The organism is Streptomyces sp. BE303, from assembly GCF_036290945.1.
In the GTDB taxonomy this organism is placed as follows: Bacteria; Actinomycetota; Actinomycetes; order Streptomycetales; family Streptomycetaceae; genus Kitasatospora.
Genome location: NZ_JAQYWZ010000420.1, coordinates 100919 through 118454, shown reverse-complemented (window position 1 = coordinate 118454; position 17536 = coordinate 100919). Strand labels below are relative to the sequence as shown.

Below are 17536 nucleotides of genomic sequence, written 5' to 3'. Positions count from 1 at the left end.
GAGCGGTCAGGACTTCTTGACCGGCGGGGTGCCGGCGAGCGGGCCGAGGCAGAGCACGTACCGCTTCTTGTTCCAGCGGCGACCGCTCTTGCCCGAGACGGTGCTGGTGGTGCCGACGGTCTCCCGGCACCGGGTGGTGTCGGTGGTGGACTCGAACTTGGCCAGCACCTTGTAGTTCGCCTTGGCGTCGGTGCACTTGACCACGGACACGTCGCGGGAGCCGCTCGCCTTGACGCAGTCGCCGGCCTTGGCGCTGCTGGCGCTCGGGCCGGTGACGAAGTAGCCGATGATCAGGGCGATCACGCCCAGCACCACGCCGACCGCCTTCAGCCGGGCCTTGCCGCGGCCCTTGCGGGCCGGCTCGCCGGGCGGAGCGGCCGGCGGGTAGCCGTGCTGCGGCGCCTGGCCGTAGGGGGCCTGCGGGTACGGCTGGGCCTGGGGGTACGGCTGCCCCTGCGGGGGCTGCTGGTACGGCGCACGGTCCTGCGGCCCGGGCGGGTAGCCGCCCTGCGGGTACGGGGGCGCGGGCGGAGCCGGCTGCGGGGCGGCCGGGTAGCCGTAGCCGGGCGGCGGGGCACCGTAGCCGGCGGCCACCGGCTGGGGCTGCCCGTACGGCGGGGGAGCCGGGGCGCCGTAGGGCTGCGGCGCCGGCGGATGGCCGTACTGCTGTGGTGGCCCGTACGGGCCGGGCGGTGTGCTCATCAGATTGTCCCCCGAGGCAGAGTGCTGTCGCTGCGACAGATCTGACGTACCTTAGCGACTCGCGCCGACGGCGCCCGGCCGCAGGGGGCGGCGGTGCTCAGGACGCCTGGTCACCGGGGAGGGGGCCGGTTCGCCGGGCCGTGCGCAGGTAGAGGACGGCGGCCAGCGCGTACACCGCGGACACCCCCAGGACGACGGTGACCGAGCGGCCGGAGAGCGGCAGCACCAGGGCGGTGACCAGTGCGGCGGCCACGAAGGCGACGTTGAAGAGCACGTCGTAGATGGCGAAGACCCGGCCGCGGTACTCGTCCTCGACCGACTCCTGGACGACGGTGTCGGCGCAGATCTTGGTGCCCTGGGTGACCACGCCGAGCAGCAGCGCGGCGATCAGGCAGGGCACCAGGGAGAAGTGCAGGCCCAGCGCGGGCACGAAGACCACCGGGGCCGCCAGGCAGAGCGTCATCCAGCCCGCCAGCCCGAGCCGGCGGGTGCACCACGGGCTGATCACCGCCGCGACGAAGAACCCGGCGGCGGAGAGACCGACCGCCTGGCCCAGGGTGACCAGCCCGGCCGTGCTGTCCGCCGGGTCGTTGAAGGTGTAGCGGGCGAGCATCACCACGACGACGATCAGGACGCCGTAGCAGAACCGGGCCGCGGTGACCGCCGCCAGCGCGTGCGCCGCCGGGCGGCAGTCCCGCACCAGGTGGGTGACGGCCGCGCGCAGCTCGCGGGCGGCCTGGGCCAGGGCCCGGCCCAGCGCCGGACGGCCGGGGTGGCTCTCGGGGCCGAGCAGGTCCTTGTCCATCCGGAGCGCCGCCACCGCCGCCGAGAGGTAGAGCAGCGCGGCGACGCAGACCAGGGCCGCGTCGGCCCGCGATCCGGGGGGCATCACCTGGTGGAGCAGGAAGCCCACTCCGCCGCCGCAGGCCGCGGCGACCGTGCCCAGGGTGGGGGAGAGGGCGTTGGCGGTGACCAGCTGCTCCTGGCTCACCACCCGGGGCAGCGCGGCGGAGAGGCCGGCCAGGATGAACCGGTTGAGTGCGGTCACCAGCAGGGCGGAGGCGAAGAACAGCCAGGTCGGTGCCTGGGCCAGCAGCAGGGCGCCGGTGACCAGGCCGAGCCCGAACCGGGCCAGGTTGCCGACGTACAGGACCTGTCGGCGGCGCCAGCGGTCCAGCAGCACGCCGGCGAACGGGCCGATCACCGAGAACGGCAGCAGCATCACGGCCAGCACCGAGGCGATGTCGGCGGGGGAGGACTGCTTCTCCGGCGAGAAGACCACGTAGGCGGCGAGCGAGACCTGGAAGACGCCGTCGGAGAGCTGGGAGAGGACACGGGCGGTCAGCAGCCGGCGGAAGTCGCGGCCGCGGAGCAGGTCGAGGAGGGTGGCGCGGTGCGCGGTCTGGTGGGTGCTGCCGTTCTCCGTGATCGCCACCTGCCCAGGGTGCCATGGAACCGGTCGGTGTTTCACGTGAAACATGAGCCGGGAAAAGGTGAACGGGCCCACGGTGGTTGACCGTGGGCCCGTTTCCGTGCGGGCGGGCCGTCGGTTCAGTGCCCGACGGCCGCGGATCCCGCGGTGATCAGCGCTCGACCTCGCCGCGGATGAACTTCTCGACGTTGTCCTTGGCCTCGTCGTCGAAGTACTGGACCGGCGGGGACTTCATGAAGTACGAGGAGGCCGAGAGGATCGGGCCGCCGATGCCGCGGTCCTTGGCGATCTTCGCGGCGCGGACGGCGTCGATGATGACACCGGCGGAGTTCGGGGAGTCCCAGACCTCCAGCTTGTACTCCAGGTTCAGCGGGACGTCGCCGAAGGCGCGACCCTCTAGGCGGACGTACGCCCACTTGCGGTCGTCCAGCCAGGCCACGTAGTCCGAGGGACCGATGTGGACGTTGCGGGCGCCCAGCTCGCGGTCGCGGATCTGCGAGGTGACGGCCTGCGTCTTGGAGATCTTCTTGGACTCCAGGCGCTCGCGCTCGAGCATGTTCTTGAAGTCCATGTTGCCGCCGACGTTCAGCTGCATGGTGCGCTCGAGGATGACGCCCCGGTCCTCGAACAGCTTGGCCATCACGCGGTGCGTGATGGTCGCGCCGACCTGGGACTTGATGTCGTCACCGACGATCGGCACGCCGGCCTCGGTGAACTTGTCCGCCCACTCCTTGGTGCCGGCGATGAACACCGGGAGGGCGTTCACGAAGGCGACCTTGGCGTCGATGGCGCACTGGGCGTAGAACTTCGCCGCCGCCTCGGAACCGACGGGCAGGTAGCAGACGAGGACGTCGACCTGGCGGTCCTTGAGGATCTGGACGACGTCGACCGGGGCCTCGTCGGACTCCTCGATGGTCTCCCGGTAGTACTTACCCAGGCCGTCGAGGGTGTGGCCGCGCTGGACGGTGACGCCGGTCGGCGGCACGTCGCAGATCTTGATGGTGTTGTTCTCACTGCTGCCGATGGCGTCGGCCAGGTCGAACCCGACCTTCTTGGCGTCGACGTCGAAGGCGGCGACGAACTCCACGTCACGGACGTGGTACTCGCCGAACTGGACGTGCATCAGCCCGGGGACCTTGCCGGCCGGGTCGGCGTCCTTGTAGTACTCGACACCCTGCACCAGCGACGCGGCGCAGTTGCCGACGCCCACGATGGCTACGCGAACCGAACCCATTTCCGGTTGCTCCCTGTGATCTCATGAGCGCCGCCGAAGATCGGCGGTGCTCGTCCTGCTTCTTCGATGACTGCTGATGGGCGCGAGGCGCCCACTCCTGCCGCGTGCGGCACAGGGCTGACGCGGTGTCAGCGCTCCTGCTCGGAGCGCCCCGGGCGGTCGTACGGTGGCCCGGGAGGGTCCGAGGACCCGTCCTCCTGGCCACGGCCGTCCGAAGTCTTGGTTACTGCGGGGCCGGTCCCGTCGGTGGACGGTCCGGTCCGGCCGGTGCGGTTGGCCCGCTCGGTCTCGATCAGCTCGTTGAGCCAGCGGACCTCACGCTCCACCGACTCCAGTCCGTGCCGCTGAAGCTCGACGGTGTAGTCGTCGAACCGCTCGCGGGCGCGGGCCAGTGAGTTGCGCATCCGCTCCAGGCGCTCCTCCAGCCGACTGCGGCGGCCCTCCAGGACGCGCATCCGCACGGCCCGGTCGGTCTGGCCGAAGAAGGCGAAGTGCACACCGAAGTGCTCGTCCTCCCAGGCGTCCGGGCCGGAGTCGGCGAGCAGCTCCTCGAAGCGCTCCTTGCCCTCGGGGGAGAGCCGGTAGACGATCTTGGACCGCTTGCCGTTGAGCGCGGTGGCCGGGACGTACTCGACCTCCGGGTTGTCCTCGACCAGGAAGCCCTGAGCCACCAGGCTCTTCAGGCAGGGGTAGAGGGTCCCGTAGGAGAAGGCGCGGAACGAGCCGAGCAGGACGTTGAGCCGCTTGCGCAGCTCGTACCCGTGCATCGGGGCGTCGTGGAGCAGGCCGAGAACGGCGAACTCCAGCACTCCTGAGCGCCTGCCCACTGCCGTCGTCCTCCCTTCCTCGCCTGGTCCGCGACCCGCCGTGTCCGGCGGTATGCCGCTCCGATGTATCGGCTCGATATATCGAGAACAGTAAACCTGGGTCCCCGAACGGGCAAGGGGGGCGCGCGTGAATGTGATCACAAGGCGGCGCGCGGGTGTCCTTGGCAACGGCCGTGTAATGATCTGCAGTCGTTTTATGGGTATTGGGGATTGATGCCCGATTAGTTCTGATTCAGTGCTGCGTACGCTGTCGCGTGTGCACGAGGACCACCTCCGGGGTTAGGGCGGTTGCGGGCATCGGACGTGAACCCTGCCTTCAGGCTCGACCGGCCTGGCGAGGAGTACCTGGAACATGAGTGAACGACGGCGGAGGTCGCCTGGTGGCGGCGGGCAGCCTCCGGGCGGCGACAGCGGACGCCCGGACGGAGCGGGGAGCGACGAGGTCGCCTCGGAGGGCCTCGGCCGCCGGCGCCCGCCCGGCATGCGGGAGACCGCCCAGCAGCCCCGGATGACCCGTGCCGAGATGCGCAAGGCGTCCCAGAAGGGTGGCCGGCGCGGCGGTGCGGCCGGTACCGGCCCTGCCGCGGGCGGTCCCGGCGGCCCGGGTGCCGTCGGTGGACCCGGCGCCTCCGGCGGTGCACCCGGCAAGAAACGGTTCATCGACTACCCCCGTTTCGGCAAGCAGGGCTTCCGCCGCTGGCTGCCGTCCTGGCGGCTCTGGCTCAGTGCGTTCCTGCTCGTCTTCGCCACCGGCGTCGGCGGGATCTACTTCGTCTACCAGTCGACGAAGATCCCGCCGCTCAACGCCCTGGTGAACGACCAGAACAACATCTACTACTGGGCCGACGGCACCGAGATGGTCCGCAAGGGCGAGACCAACCGCCAGATCGTCGAGCTCGCGGACATCTCGCCCACCCTGCAGAACGCGGTCATCGCGGCGGAGAACGAGACCTTCCGCACCGACAGCGGCATCGACCCCAAGGGCATGACGCGCGCGGTCATCAACATGGCCAAGGGCGGCGAGACGCAGGGCGCGTCCACGATCACCCAGCAGTACGTCAAGAACGCCTACCTGACGCAGGAGCAGACCCTCTCCCGCAAGGTCAGGGAGTTCTTCATCACGCTGAAGATCAATCAGGACCAGTCCAAGGAGGAGATCCTCAAGGGCTACCTCAACACCAGCTGGTTCGGCCGCGGTGCGACCGGTGCGCAGGCGGGGGCCCAGGCCTACTACGGCGTCAACGCCAAGGACCTGAACCTCTGCCAGAGCGCGATGCTGGCCGGGCTGCTCAAGGGCGCCGCGTACTACGACCCGACGATCAAGGCGAACCGCCCGCGCGCCGAGGAGCGCTGGAAGTGGATCCTGGACCGGATGGTGGAGACCAAGAACGCCACCGCCGAGGAGCGGGCCAAGTGCACGGCCTTCCCGGACCCGATCAAGCAGGTGCCGCCGGCCAACATGAACGGCCAGATCAGCTACCTGGTCGAGACCGCCAACAAGTTCGTCATGGTCAAGGACCCGACGATCGACCAGCGGGCGATCGAGAAGGGCGGCTTCAAGATCTACACGACCTTCGAGAAGGACAAGGTCGAAGCCCTCAAGAAGGCCGTGGACGACGTCAGGGCCGAGACGCTGAACCCGCAGAAGCGCCCCGACAACGACAACTTCGTCCAGTTCGGCGCGGCGAGCATCCGCCCCGGTGACGGCGCGCTCGTCGCCATCTACGGCGGCGACGGCGTGGAGAACGGGCACCACGACAACAACGCCGACGCCCAGGGCGTCCAGGTCGGCTCGACCTTCAAGCCCTTCGTGCTGGCGGCCGCCATGCAGAGCGGTGTGCTGACCCAGACCGACGACAAGGGCAAGCCGAAGCGGATCAACGCCGACAGCCGCTACCTGTCCGACGACCTCTCGGAGATCCGCAAGGCGGACGGCTCGCTGGTGCTCGACGACAAGGGCAAGCCGTACCGGCAGAAGAACGAGGAGAAGGGCAAGCGCGGCTACGTCTCCCTGCGGCTCGCGATGCAGTGGTCGTGGAACGTGCCCTTCGTCCAGCTGAACCAGGACGTCGGCGGGCAGAACGTGGCCGCCGTCGCCGAGGCGATGGGCGTCCGCAAGGAGAACCTCGCCGCCGAGGCCAACACCACGACCTTCCCGCTCGGTGTCTCCACCATCAGCCCGATCAGGATGGCCGACGCCTACGCGACCCTGGCCGCCAGCGGGAAGCAGGCGGACCCGTACTCGGTGACCAAGGTCCTGGTGGACGGCAAGGAGCGCCCCGGCTTCGGCGGCAAGCACGAGCCCAGGCAGGCGCTGGAGCCGGCCGTCGCCGACAACGTCACCGACGTGCTGGTGAACGTGGCGAAGAACGGTACCGGCAAGAACTCCAACGCGCTGGGCCGCCCGGTGGCCGGCAAGACCGGTACCACCGACCAGAACAAGTCGGCCTGGTGGGTCGGCTACACCCCGCAGCTGTCCACCAGCGTGGCGATGTGGCGCGAGGACCCGACCCAGCACGAGCGGCTCTCGCTGAACGGCACCGGCGGCAAGGACTCGGTGCACGGTGGTGACACCCCGACCGACGTCTTCACGCGGTACATGAAGGCGGCGCTGGCCAACGAGAAGAAGCTGGACTTCCCGACACCGCAGCCGGTCGGCTCCCAGGTCGACTCCTCCGGTGCGCCGAGCACGGCGAGCGCCACGCCGACGCCCACCACGACCGAGACCATGCCGACCGTGCCGCCGGACCCGAACGCCCAGCAGCCGACCCAGCCCCCGGTCACCCAGGGCCCGGTCTGCGTCCCCGGCGTGGACTGCCCGGGGACGGTGCCGGTACCCCCGGTCCCGACCAGGAGCAGCCCGGCGACCACCGGCGGCGGCAACACCGGCGGCGGCAACGGAGGCGGTGGCAACACCGGCGGCAACGGCAACGGTGGCAACACCGGCGGCGGCGGCGTCTCGCCGACCTGCATCATCGGCAACATCGGCTGCACCACGCCGACGGTGCCGGGGCCGAGCCCGACCACCGACCCGGGCGGCGGTGCCGGCGGTGCCACCGGCGGGACGACTCCCAAGCCGTCGACCAAACCGCCGACCTCGCCGTCGGCGCCGCCGAGCGGCAACGCGCTCGTGCCGTAGCGCGGCCGGGACGGAACCGGACCGCGGACAGGTCATCGGATGCGGACACGGAAACGGTGAAGCGGCGGTGGCGGTCCTCCTCGGAGGGCCGCCACCGCCGTTTCGCCGTATTCGGCGCGATTCGTCACGCCCCGGCGGCCCGGTGGCGGGGCCGTGGCGGGGGCCTCCTCGTCCGGGCGGGAGAGGTGCGGCAGGATGTCCGCCATGACGTCCAGCGCTCATGACGAATCCGTCGGCCAGACCGGGCTCCCCGACGCCGCCGGGCCTGCCCCCGAGGTACCGGTGACCGGGGTCGACCAGGTCGTGACCAACACCGTGGTCGTGCCGGCGGACGAGGACCCGGTGGCGGCGGCCGGCAGCGAGGTGATCGGCGGCCCGCCCGGGAAGCGCGCGCTGCTCGGCGTCTCCTGGTGGGTCCCGGCACGCTTCCTCGCGCTGGTGGTCATCGTGGTCTCGGTGCTCGGCATGGCGCAGAAGCTGCCCTGCTACAACGCGGCCTGGTTCCAGCCGGGTTCGCCGCAGTACGTGCACGCCTGCTACAGCGACGTCCCGCACCTGTTCTCCGGGCGGGGCTTCGCGGCCGGACTGCACCCCTACGTGGACCGGATCCCGGGCACCACCGGGGATCTGCAGTTCCTCGAATACCCGGTGCTGACCGGTCTGTTCATGCAGATCTCGGCCTGGCTGACGCCCGGCGGCGGCACGCTCCAGGACCAGGAGCGGTGGTTCTGGGTGATCAACGCGGGCCTGCTGATGGCCTGCGCGGTGGTCGCCGTGGTGGCGCTCTCCCGCACCCACCGGCGCCGCCCCTGGGACGCCCTGATGTTCGCGCTGGCGCCCGTCCTGCTGCTCAACGCCACCGTCAACTGGGACCTGCTGGCGGTCGCGCTGGCCGCCGTCGCCCTGGCCTGGTGGGCCGGCTCGCGGCCGGTCCTGGCCGGGGTGTTCATCGGCCTGGCCACCGCCGCCAAGCTCTATCCGCTCCTGCTGCTGGGCCCGCTGCTGGTGCTCTGCTGGCGGGCCGGCCGGTGGCGCGACCTGCGCGGGCTGCTGGGCGGCGCGGTCGGCGCGTGGGTGCTGGTCAACCTGCCGATCATGATGGCCAACTGGCAGGGCTGGTCGACCTTCTACGTCTTCAGCAAGCACCGCAACGAGGACTACGGCTCGCTCTGGCTGATCCTGATGCAGACCCGCGGCGTCGGGCTGGAGAACCTCGACACCTTCATCGCGATCCTGATGGTGCTGAGCTGTGCGGGGATAGCGTGGCTCGGCCTCTCGGCGCCCCGCCGCCCGCGGGTCGTCCAGCTGGCCTTCCTGGTGGTGGCCGCGTTCGTGGTGTTCAACAAGGTGTACTCGCCGCAGTACGTGCTCTGGCTGCTGCCGCTCGCGGTGCTGGCCCGGCCGCGCTGGCGGGACTTCCTGATCTGGCAGGCCTGCGAGGTGCTCTACACCCTGGGCATCTGGTCCCACCTGGGCTTCGTCACCGGGCCCAAGCAGCACGGGATCGGCGAGTCCTGGTACCACTTCGCGATCGTGCTGCACCTGCTCGGCACGCTCTACCTGGTCGGCGTGGTGATCCGGGACATCCTGCTGCCGGACCGCGACCCGGTGCGCTGGGACGGCAGCGACGACCCCTCCGGCGGGGTGCTCGACCAGGCCCCGGACGTCTTCGTGCTCGGCGCCGCCCGGCAGCTGCGCGAGGAGGCGAGCTACGCCGGGTACGCGCCGGCCGGCTCCGAGGGGTGGCTCATCGAGCCGCCCGCCCGTGCCCAGGAGCCGGCCGAGAAGTCCTGACGGCCGCCGGCGGCCGGTCGCCGGCGGCACTCCGGGGCCGGCCGGCGGCGACCGGCCGGCGACCGGTCAGCGGTCCACCACGCGGTCGAAGTGCGTGGTGGTGTGCCGCACCTGGAGACCGAGCTCGTCGCCGACCGCCGGCGGCTTGGTCTCGCCGTCCAGGAGGAGCAGCGAGACCTGCATGTGCGGCGGCTCGGCGAACCAGAGCTGCTTGCCGGTCCAGTTGTACGGCGACTTGGTCTTGTTGACGGTCGCCAGGCCGGCCCGGGCGATGCCCTTGGCCCGCGAGGACATGCCCTGCACGTACTTGGGCGCCTCCAGCCCGATGCCGTGCGCGGTGCCGCCGGCGACCACCAGCAGGTGGCCGTCGGCCGGCGCCGGGTGCTGGCGGTAGCCGTAGCGGTCGCCCTTGGCGACGGGGGTGACGTCCAGCACCGTCGCCCGGACCTCCAGCGCGCCGTGGTCGCCGAGCCAGAGCCGGGTGCCGATCCGGGCCCGGAACACGGTGTCCGGGTAGCGCCCGGCCAGCTGCTCCAGGCCCGCCGCACCGAGGTGGCTGACGAAGACGGTGTGCACCGGCACCCCGGCGGCCCGGGCGGTGTCCACCCAGTACGCGACCTCCTCGACCGGGCTGGAGCCGTCCGGCCGGTCCATCGGCAGGTGCAGCGCGAGGCCCTCGAAGGAGACGCCGTCCAGCTCGGCGGCGACCGCCGGGAGGTCGGCCGCCGAGACGCCGTGCCGGCGCATGGTGGTCATGCACTCCACGACCACCCGGGCGCCGTGCAGCGCGCGCACCCCGTCGAGGCTGGCCACCGTCCGGATCACCCGGGCGTGCGGCAGCGGCAGGGCCTCCTCGCCGACCCGGTACGGGGTGAGCACCAGCAGCTCGCCGCCGTACCAGTCGGCCGCGTCGGCCGCCTCGTAGGCGGTGCCGACCGCCAGCATGCCGGTGCCCAGCAGGGTGGCCTCCTCGGCCAGGCGGTGGTTGCCCAGCCCGTAGCCGTTGCCCTTCGCCACCGGCACCAGGCCGGGGAACTCGGCCAGGACGGAGCGCTGGTGGGTACGCCAGCGTTCGGTGTCGAGGTAGAGCGACAGCGTCATCGGGTCATCTCCCAGAGGGTGTGGGGCACGGGCGGCTCGGCGGCTACGGCGCTGTTGCTCAGCGGCGCGACATGTACAGGTCGAGCGCCTTGTGCAGCAGCTTGTTGAGCGGGTAGTCCCACTCGCCGAGGTACTCGGCGGCCTGGCCGCCGGTGCCGACCTTGAACTGGATCAGGCCGAACAGGTGGTCGTTCTCGTCCAGCGTGTCGGAGATGCCGCGGAGGTCGTACACCCCGCCGCCGAGCGCGTACGAGTCGCGCATCATCCGCCACTGGATCGCGTTGGACGGCTTGACCTCGCGCTTGTGGTTGGCGGAGGCGCCGTAGGAGTACCAGACGTGCTCGCCGACCACCAGCATCGTGGTCGCGGCCAGCGGCTCGCCCTCGTGGTAGGCGATGTAGAGCCGCATCCGGTTCGGGTCCTCGGCGGTGAGGGCCTTCCACATCCGCTGGAAGTAGGACAGCGGGCGCGGGGTGAACCGGTCGCGCTCGGCGGTCACCAGGTACAGCTGGTGGAAGATCGGCAGCTCGTCGTAGCCGCCCTGGATCACCTCGACGCCGCTCTTCTCGGCCTTCTTGATGTTCCGGCGCCAGAGCTGGTTGAAGCCCTTCTGGATGTCGTCCAGCGAGCGGTTGGCCAGCGGGACCTGGAAGACGTAGCGCGGCTGGACGTCGCCGAAGCCGGCGCCGCCGTCCTCGCCCTGGAGCCAGCCGGCCTTGCGCAGCCGGTCGGCCACCTCGAAGGCGCGGGGCTCGTACCAGTCGGCCTCGACGTCGCGCAGGCGCTTGGCCTGCTTGGCGGCGATGGCCTCCTTGATGGTCGGCGCGTTCCAGCGGCGGATGACCACCGGCGGGCCCATCTTCACCGAGAACGCGCCCTGCGACTTCAGGTGCGCCAGCATCGGCTGCAGCCAGCGGTCGAGGTCGCGGTCGAACCAGTCGATCACCGGGCCCTCGGGCAGGTAGGCCAGGTACCGCTTGACCTTGGGCAGCTGGCGGTAGAGCACCAGCCCGGCGCCGACGATCTGGTTGGTCTGGTCGAACCAGCCGATCGACTCGGTGCGCCACTCGGCCTTCACATCGCCCCAGGACGGCACCTGCATGTGGCTGGCCGAGGCGCGGCTCCTGATGAAGGCGAGGTGCTCCTCGCGGGTGATCGTCCTCAGGCGCAGGCTCATGCTCGGTGCTCCTCGTCGGTCGGGCTGCAGTGGGCCCCGGTATCTCGGGGTGACCTTATCGTCCGGGCCCCCCGGGGCTGCGGGCGCGGCGACGCCCCCGTCGCGCACCGGCCTGTCCTAGGTAGGTACGCGAGGGGGGCGCCGGGGGTTCCTTGCGCGGGGTGGCTAACCCCACAGGCCTCCGCGCGCCATTCCGAGGTAGAAGCCGATCGCCGAGGCGCCGAGCGTGATCATGAGGATGAACCGCTCCGCGGTGGTCACGGAGAGGAACACCCCCAGCAGGCCCGCGGCGATCCCGAACAGGCCGGTCCACGAGGTCAGCAGGTGCAGGTTGTGGAAGAACGAGGTGACGAAGGCGATGACGCCGAGGACGACCGTGACGCCCACCAGGGCGTTCTCCCGCGGGTGCGGGTGGCCGTCGGTGTTCAGGGTGAGAGGGGGCATCCGGTGGATGGTCTGGGCCATGAGTCCCACCTCCTGGCGAGGAGACGAACGGGCAGGAAACCCGTTCCGTCCAGATTGCGGCGGTTGGACCGGTCTCACAACCCCTATGCGTTTTGTTCGGCCGTCCGGGTGCAGGTAGGCTGTGCCGTCTGCACTGGTGTAGTTGTGCCTTCCTCTGCCCTCTTCCGGGTGAGCGGAGTCAGGCTGTCGGACCCGGCCGCTACGGTGGGCCGGAGTCGACACTGCTCCGGTGCCGACGCTGCACAACCCTCCTGCCACGGAAAGACCGTGGCCGCTGAGTCCAAAGGAGGTGGGTTACTCATGCGTCACTACGAGCTGATGGTCATCCTCGACCCGTCGGTCGAGGAGCGCGCTGTCTCCCCCCTGATCGAGAGCTTCCTCGCTGTCGTCCGCAACGGCGGTGGCAAGGTCGAGAAGGTCGACACCTGGGGTCGCCGCCGTCTGGCTTACGAGATCAACAAGCAGTCCGAGGGCATCTACTCGGTCATCGACCTCCAGGCCACGCCTGAGGTCGTCAAGGAGCTCGACCGCCAGCTTGGCCTGAGCGAGTCGGTTCTGCGGACCAAGGTCCTGCGCCCGGACACCCACTGAGCCACCTCTGAGGCCTTCGGGTCTCGGGTAGCTCGCGACCGTTGTTTCACGTGAAACAGCGGTGAACGGACATCTTCCCGAGAGGTCATCACCACCATGGCAGGCGAGACCGTCATCACCCTCGTCGGCAATCTCGTCGACGACCCCGAGCTGCGCTTCACCCCGTCGGGTGCGGCGGTCGCGAAGTTCCGTATCGCGTCCACCCCCCGCACCTTCGACCGTCAGACGAACGAGTGGAAGGACGGCGAGAGCCTCTTCCTCACGTGCAACGTCTGGCGGCAGCCGGCGGAGAACGTGGCCGAGTCGCTGCAGCGCGGCATGCGCGTCATCGTGCAGGGCCGACTGCGCCAGCGGTCTTACGAGACCAAGGAAGGCGAGAAGCGGACGGTCTTCGAGGTTGAGGTCGACGAGGTCGGTCCGAGCCTGCGCTCGGCGACCGCGAAGGTCACCCGGGCCAACCGGTCCGGTGCTCCCGGCGGCGGCGGCTTCGGCGGCGGCCCGCAGGGCGGCGGCCAGAGCGGTGGCAACTGGGGCGGCGGCAGCGGCGGGCAGCAGGGCGGCAACTGGGGTGGCAACTCCGGTGGCCAGTCCGGTCCCTCCGACGACCCGTGGGCTTCCAGCACCCCCTCATCCGGTGGCAACAGCAACCAGGGTGGCGGCGGCGGTTGGGGTGCCCCGGCCGGTGGCGGCTTCTCGGAAGAGCCCCCGTTCTAAGAGCTGACAGATTTCGTGCGGACGGGCCGCCGGCGTCCTCGGACGCCCGCCCGGCCGTGAACCCCAAATGGAGCGCACAATGGCGAAGCCGCCTGCTCGCAAGCCGAAGAAGAAGGTTTGCGTCTTCTGCAAGGACAAGGTCAACTACGTTGACTACAAGGACACGAACCTGCTGCGGAAGTTCATCTCCGACCGTGGCAAGATCCGTGCCCGCCGGGTCACCGGCAACTGCACCCAGCACCAGCGTGACGTCGCCACGGCCGTGAAGAACAGCCGTGAGATGGCGCTGCTGCCCTACACCAGCACCGCGCGCTAAGAGAGGGTGACCAAGTAATGAAGATCATCCTCACGCACGAGGTGCCGGGTCTCGGCTCCGCCGGCGAGGTCGTCGAGGTCAAGGACGGCTACGCCCGCAACTACCTGGTCCCGCGTGGCTTCGCCATCCGCTGGACCAAGGGCGGCCAGAAGGACGTGGACGCGATCCGTCGCGCCCGCAAGATCCACGAGATCCAGACCCTTGAGGCTGCCAACGAGGTCAAGGGCAAGCTCGAGGGCGTCCAGGTCAAGCTGGCCGTTCGCTCCGGCGAGGCCGGCCGTCTGTTCGGCTCGGTGACCCAGGCCGACGTCGTCGAGGCCATCAAGGCCGCCGGCGGCCCGGCCGTGGACAAGCGCGCCGTCGCGATCTCCTCGCCGATCAAGACCGTGGGCACCCACAAGGTCTCGGTCAAGCTGCACTCCGACGTCCAGGCCAACCTCGACGTCGCCGTCGTGGCTGCCTGAACCCGGTAGCTGAAGCGCCGAAGCAGTGGCCCGAGGGCCGGCCTCCCCCGTGCGGGGAGGCCGGCCCTCGGTCGTTCCCGGGCGGGACCGCCGGTCCGGGCCTCAGCTCCGGACCGCCCCGGTGACCAGCCACCGGCCGCCCAGCGCCCGGCGGACCAGGAAGCCGCCGCGGACCAGCATGAAGAGGTTCATCGCCCACCAGAGCCCGGCCAGGCCGGTGCCGCTCGCGGGCACCGCGAGGGCGGCCGGCGCGAACACCGCGAGGGTGGCGAGCATCGCCCAGGCCAGGTACGGGCCGTCCCCGGCGCCCATCAGCACCCCGTCCAGGACGAAGACCAGCCCGGAGACCGGCTGGCAGAGCGCGAGCAGCAGCAGGACGGTGTTCAGCTGGGCCTGGACCGCCGGGTCCGGGGTGAAGAGCGGGACGTACAGCGGCCGGGCGACCACCACCAGCAGGCCCAGCAGCACACCGGCACCGACGCCCCACTCGATCATCCGCCGGGTGGCGGCCCTGGCCCCCGGGACGTCCCCGGCACCCAGGTAGCGGCCGATGATGGCCTGGCCCGCGATCGCGATCGCGTCCAGCGCGAAGGCGATGAAGAGGAAGACCGTCATGGCGATCTGGTGCGCCGCCATCCGGTCGTCGCCCAGCCCGGCGGCCACCGCGGTGGCGATCATCAGGATGGCGCGCAGGCTCAGGGTGCGGACCATCAGCGGGCCGCCGGCCTTCGCGCTCGCCCGGATCCCGGCCGCGTCCGGCCGCAGCGAGGCCTGCTCGCGGCGGGCACCGCGCACCACCACGTACAGGTAGGCGCCGGCCATCCCGGTCTGTGCCAGGACGGTGCCCCAGGCCGAACCGGCCACGCCGAGTCCGGCGCCGTACACCAGCCCGGCGTTCAGGCCGAGGTTGGCGGTGAAGCCGGCGACCGCCACCACCAGCGGCGTCCGGGTGTCCTGGAGACCGCGCAGCACACCGGTGGCCGCCATCACCATCAGGACCGCCGGTATGCCCAGCGCACTGATCCGCAGGTAGGTCACGGCGTACGGGGCGGCCGTCGGCGAGGCGCCCAGCACCCCGGCCGCCCAGGGGGCGAGGAGCAGGGTCAGGACGACCACTCCGGCCGACAGGGCCAGGGCGAGCCAGATGCCGTCGATGCCCTGCTGGACGGCGGCCCGGCGGTCCCCGGCGCCGATCCGGCGGGCGACCGCGGCGGTGGTGGCGTAGGCGAGGAAGACGAAGACCCCGGTGGCGGTGGTGAGCGCGGCCGAGGCCACGCCGACACCGGCCAGCTGCGCGGTGCCGAGGTGGCCCACGACGGCCGAGTCGGCCATCAGGAAGAGCGGCTCGGCGACCAGGGCGCCGAAGGCCGGGACGGCCAGGGCGAGGATTTCCCGGTCGTGCCGGCGGCGGTCCGTGAGGAGGGTCATGGGGTCCAGGCTACTCATCCACAGGTAACAGCCGCCAGGGCATTTCGTCGCTTACTCGGAAGTGTGAGCGACCGGCTCGCCGACGTCTGTGGCCACCGCCACCCGGCTGTGTGTGAAGTATTTCTCATGCACAGCCCCGGGACGAGGGAATTGCAGGTCAGCGGGTTGACGGTGGATCGATGGTCTGGTTATCCACAGGGCTTTCCACAGGGGCGTCCACAGGTTTGCGGTACTTCTCCACAGTCGTGGGCCGCTCGTCCACACCCCCTGTGGATAACCGCCTTGGCTGAAGGGCTCCCGGCACCTTAGCGTGGGCCCTCCGCCCGACACTCCCACCCGCTCCGGCGTCCGATTTGTCGGTGCGGTGGCGTAGAAATGCGGTGGCGCGGAACGAGGCTCCGCCGCAGCCGGCCACCGGCAAGGACCGCTCCAACTCGCACCACTCGCTGATCGGGGAACACGCGTGACCGGCCCCCAGTACGACGACCACGACGCCCCGCCGCCCGAGGACGACTGGCAGACCGCCGACGACCCGTTCCCGGTCGGCGCCTTCGCCGACGCCCCGTTCCCGGACGGCCCCGGCGACCGGCTGCCGGTCTCGCGCGGACGCGGCGGCGGAGCGGGGCAGGGCGGCTCGGGGGGCGGTTCCGGGGGCGGCTTCCAGAAGGGCGGCAAGGGCGGTTCCGGAGGCTCCGGGGGTTCCGGGGGCTTCCAGCGGGACGGCGGCGGCAAGCGGCGCCAGGGCGGCGAGGAGGAGCGCGCCGAGGGCGGCCTCGACGGCTTCGAACGCGTCCCCCCGCAGGACCTCGCCGCCGAGCAGTCCGTCCTCGGCGGCATGCTGCTGTCCAAGGACGCCATCGCCGACGTGGTCGAGGTGCTCAAGCCGGCCGACTACTACCGGCCCGCGCACGAGCTGGTCCACGGCGCCATCCTCGACCTCTACGCCCGCGGCGAGCCGGCCGACCCGATCACCGTGGCCGGCGAGCTGACCAAGCGCGGCGAGCTCCAGCGGGTCGGCGGCCCGGGCTACCTGCACACCCTGGTCAACTCCGTCCCCACCGCGGCCAACGCCGAGTACTACGCCCAGATCGTCCACGAGCGCGCGGTGCTGCGCCGGCTGGTCGAGGCCGGTACCCGGATCGCCGGCATGGGCTACGCCGCCGAGGGCGACGTCGACGAGATCGTCAACGCGGCCCAGGCGGAGATCTACGCCGTCACCGAGCAGCGCACCAACGAGGACTACGCACCGCTCGCCGACATCATGGAGGGCGCCCTCGACGAGATCGAGTCGATCGGCTCCCGCAACGGCCAGATGTCCGGCGTCCCGACCGGCTTCGCCGACTTCGACGCCCTGACCAACGGCCTGCACCCCGGTCAGATGATCGTCATCGCGGCGCGTCCCGCCATGGGAAAGTCCACCCTGGCGCTGGACTTCGCCCGGGCCTGCTCGATCCAGCACAAGCTGCCGAGCGTGATCTTCTCGCTCGAAATGGGCCGCAACGAGATCGCCATGCGCCTGCTCTCCGCGGAGGCCCGGGTGGCGCTGCACCACATGCGCTCCGGGTCCATGACCGACGACGACTGGACCCGGGTCGCCCGCCGGATGCCGGACGTCAGCGAGGCACCGCTCTTCATCGACGACTCGCCGAACCTGTCGATGATGGAGATCCGCGCGAAGTGCCGCCGGCTCAAGCAGCGCAACGACATCAAGCTCGTCGTCATCGACTACCTCCAGCTGATGCAGTCCGGCGGCTCCCGCCGGGCCGAGAACCGCCAGCAGGAGGTCTCCGACATGTCGCGAAACCTGAAGCTGCTGGCCAAGGAGCTGGAGGTGCCGGTGATCGCGCTCTCCCAGCTGAACCGTGGCCCCGAGCAGCGCACCGACAAGCGGCCGATGGTCTCCGACCTGCGTGAGTCCGGCTCGATCGAGCAGGACGCCGACATGGTCATCCTGCTCCACCGCGAGGACGCCTACGAGAAGGAGTCACCGCGGGCGGGCGAGGCCGACCTGATCGTCGCCAAGCACCGAAACGGCCCCACCGCCACCATCACCGTGGCCTTCCAGGGCCACTACTCCCGCTTCGTCGACATGACCCGGGACTGACGGCCGGAGCCGTCGCACGGGGGAGGGGCAGACCCGGAAGGGGCGGAC

The 17536-nt window shown here is 70.9% G+C and carries 15 protein-coding genes; 7 read left to right on the top strand and 8 right to left on the bottom strand.

What is annotated here, in order from left to right:
• Window positions 1-6 precede the first annotated feature (6 nt).
• From PUR56_RS08005 to PUR56_RS07990, 4 genes are all read right to left on the bottom strand, one after another.
• Window positions 7-702, bottom strand: coding sequence for an LppU/SCO3897 family protein (locus PUR56_RS08005; RefSeq protein ID WP_329948381.1), 696 nt, complete (start codon window positions 700-702; stop codon window positions 7-9).
• Between the two features lie 97 nt (window positions 703-799).
• Entirely contained in the window at window positions 800-2137 is a 1338-nt protein-coding gene (locus PUR56_RS08000) for an MFS transporter (RefSeq protein ID WP_329948380.1), read from the bottom strand.
• A 148-nt stretch (window positions 2138-2285) separates the two neighbouring features.
• A complete protein-coding gene (locus PUR56_RS07995) occupies window positions 2286-3368 on the bottom strand; it encodes an inositol-3-phosphate synthase (protein WP_329948379.1) in 1083 nt (360 codons plus the stop codon).
• Window positions 3369-3496: 128 nt separating this feature from the next.
• On the bottom strand, window positions 3497-4195 hold the full coding sequence (locus PUR56_RS07990; RefSeq protein ID WP_329884823.1) for a PadR family transcriptional regulator: 699 nt from the start codon (window positions 4193-4195) through the stop codon (window positions 3497-3499).
• A 352-nt stretch (window positions 4196-4547) separates the two neighbouring features.
• On the opposite strand from PUR56_RS07990, the gene PUR56_RS07985 reads away from it, so the two are divergent.
• Window positions 4548-7334, top strand: a complete 2787-nt coding sequence (locus PUR56_RS07985; RefSeq protein WP_329948378.1) for a transglycosylase domain-containing protein — start codon at window positions 4548-4550, stop codon at window positions 7332-7334.
• Between the two features lie 204 nt (window positions 7335-7538).
• Window positions 7539-9128: a glycosyltransferase family 87 protein gene (locus PUR56_RS07980; protein WP_329948377.1), complete on the top strand. Its 1590-nt coding sequence runs from the start codon at window positions 7539-7541 to the stop codon at window positions 9126-9128.
• 66 nt (window positions 9129-9194) lie between these two features.
• Here PUR56_RS07980 and PUR56_RS07975 read toward each other — a convergent pair whose 3' ends face one another.
• The 3 genes from PUR56_RS07975 to PUR56_RS07965 form a co-directional block, all read right to left on the bottom strand.
• Entirely contained in the window at window positions 9195-10229 is a 1035-nt protein-coding gene (locus PUR56_RS07975) for an alanine racemase (protein ID WP_329884826.1), read from the bottom strand.
• A gap of 58 nt (window positions 10230-10287) precedes the next feature.
• Window positions 10288-11406: a lipid II:glycine glycyltransferase FemX gene (locus PUR56_RS07970; RefSeq protein ID WP_329884827.1), complete on the bottom strand. Its 1119-nt coding sequence runs from the start codon at window positions 11404-11406 to the stop codon at window positions 10288-10290.
• A 165-nt stretch (window positions 11407-11571) separates the two neighbouring features.
• A complete protein-coding gene (locus PUR56_RS07965) occupies window positions 11572-11871 on the bottom strand; it encodes a hypothetical protein (RefSeq protein WP_329948376.1) in 300 nt (99 codons plus the stop codon).
• A 300-nt stretch (window positions 11872-12171) separates the two neighbouring features.
• Here PUR56_RS07965 and rpsF point away from each other — a divergent pair, with 300 nt between their 5' ends.
• From rpsF to rplI, 4 genes are all read left to right on the top strand, one after another.
• Entirely contained in the window at window positions 12172-12462 is a 291-nt protein-coding gene (gene rpsF / locus PUR56_RS07960) for a 30S ribosomal protein S6 (RefSeq protein WP_329884829.1), read from the top strand.
• A 96-nt stretch (window positions 12463-12558) separates the two neighbouring features.
• Complete coding sequence (locus tag PUR56_RS07955; RefSeq protein ID WP_329884830.1) at window positions 12559-13176, top strand: single-stranded DNA-binding protein; 618 nt, start codon at window positions 12559-12561, stop codon at window positions 13174-13176.
• Between the two features lie 79 nt (window positions 13177-13255).
• Window positions 13256-13492 carry a 30S ribosomal protein S18 gene (gene rpsR, locus PUR56_RS07950; RefSeq protein ID WP_030304537.1) on the top strand — a complete coding sequence of 79 codons (237 nt, stop codon included), beginning with the start codon at window positions 13256-13258 and terminating at the stop codon, window positions 13490-13492.
• Window positions 13493-13509: 17 nt separating this feature from the next.
• Entirely contained in the window at window positions 13510-13956 is a 447-nt protein-coding gene (gene rplI / locus PUR56_RS07945) for a 50S ribosomal protein L9 (RefSeq protein WP_329884832.1), read from the top strand.
• A gap of 102 nt (window positions 13957-14058) precedes the next feature.
• Here rplI and PUR56_RS07940 read toward each other — a convergent pair whose 3' ends face one another.
• Window positions 14059-15384 carry an MATE family efflux transporter gene (locus tag PUR56_RS07940; protein WP_329948375.1) on the bottom strand — a complete coding sequence of 442 codons (1326 nt, stop codon included), beginning with the start codon at window positions 15382-15384 and terminating at the stop codon, window positions 14059-14061.
• 589 nt (window positions 15385-15973) lie between these two features.
• On the opposite strand from PUR56_RS07940, the gene dnaB reads away from it, so the two are divergent.
• Window positions 15974-17488 carry a replicative DNA helicase gene (gene dnaB, locus PUR56_RS07935; protein WP_329948397.1) on the top strand — a complete coding sequence of 505 codons (1515 nt, stop codon included), beginning with the start codon at window positions 15974-15976 and terminating at the stop codon, window positions 17486-17488.
• Window positions 17489-17536: the final 48 nt, after the last annotated feature.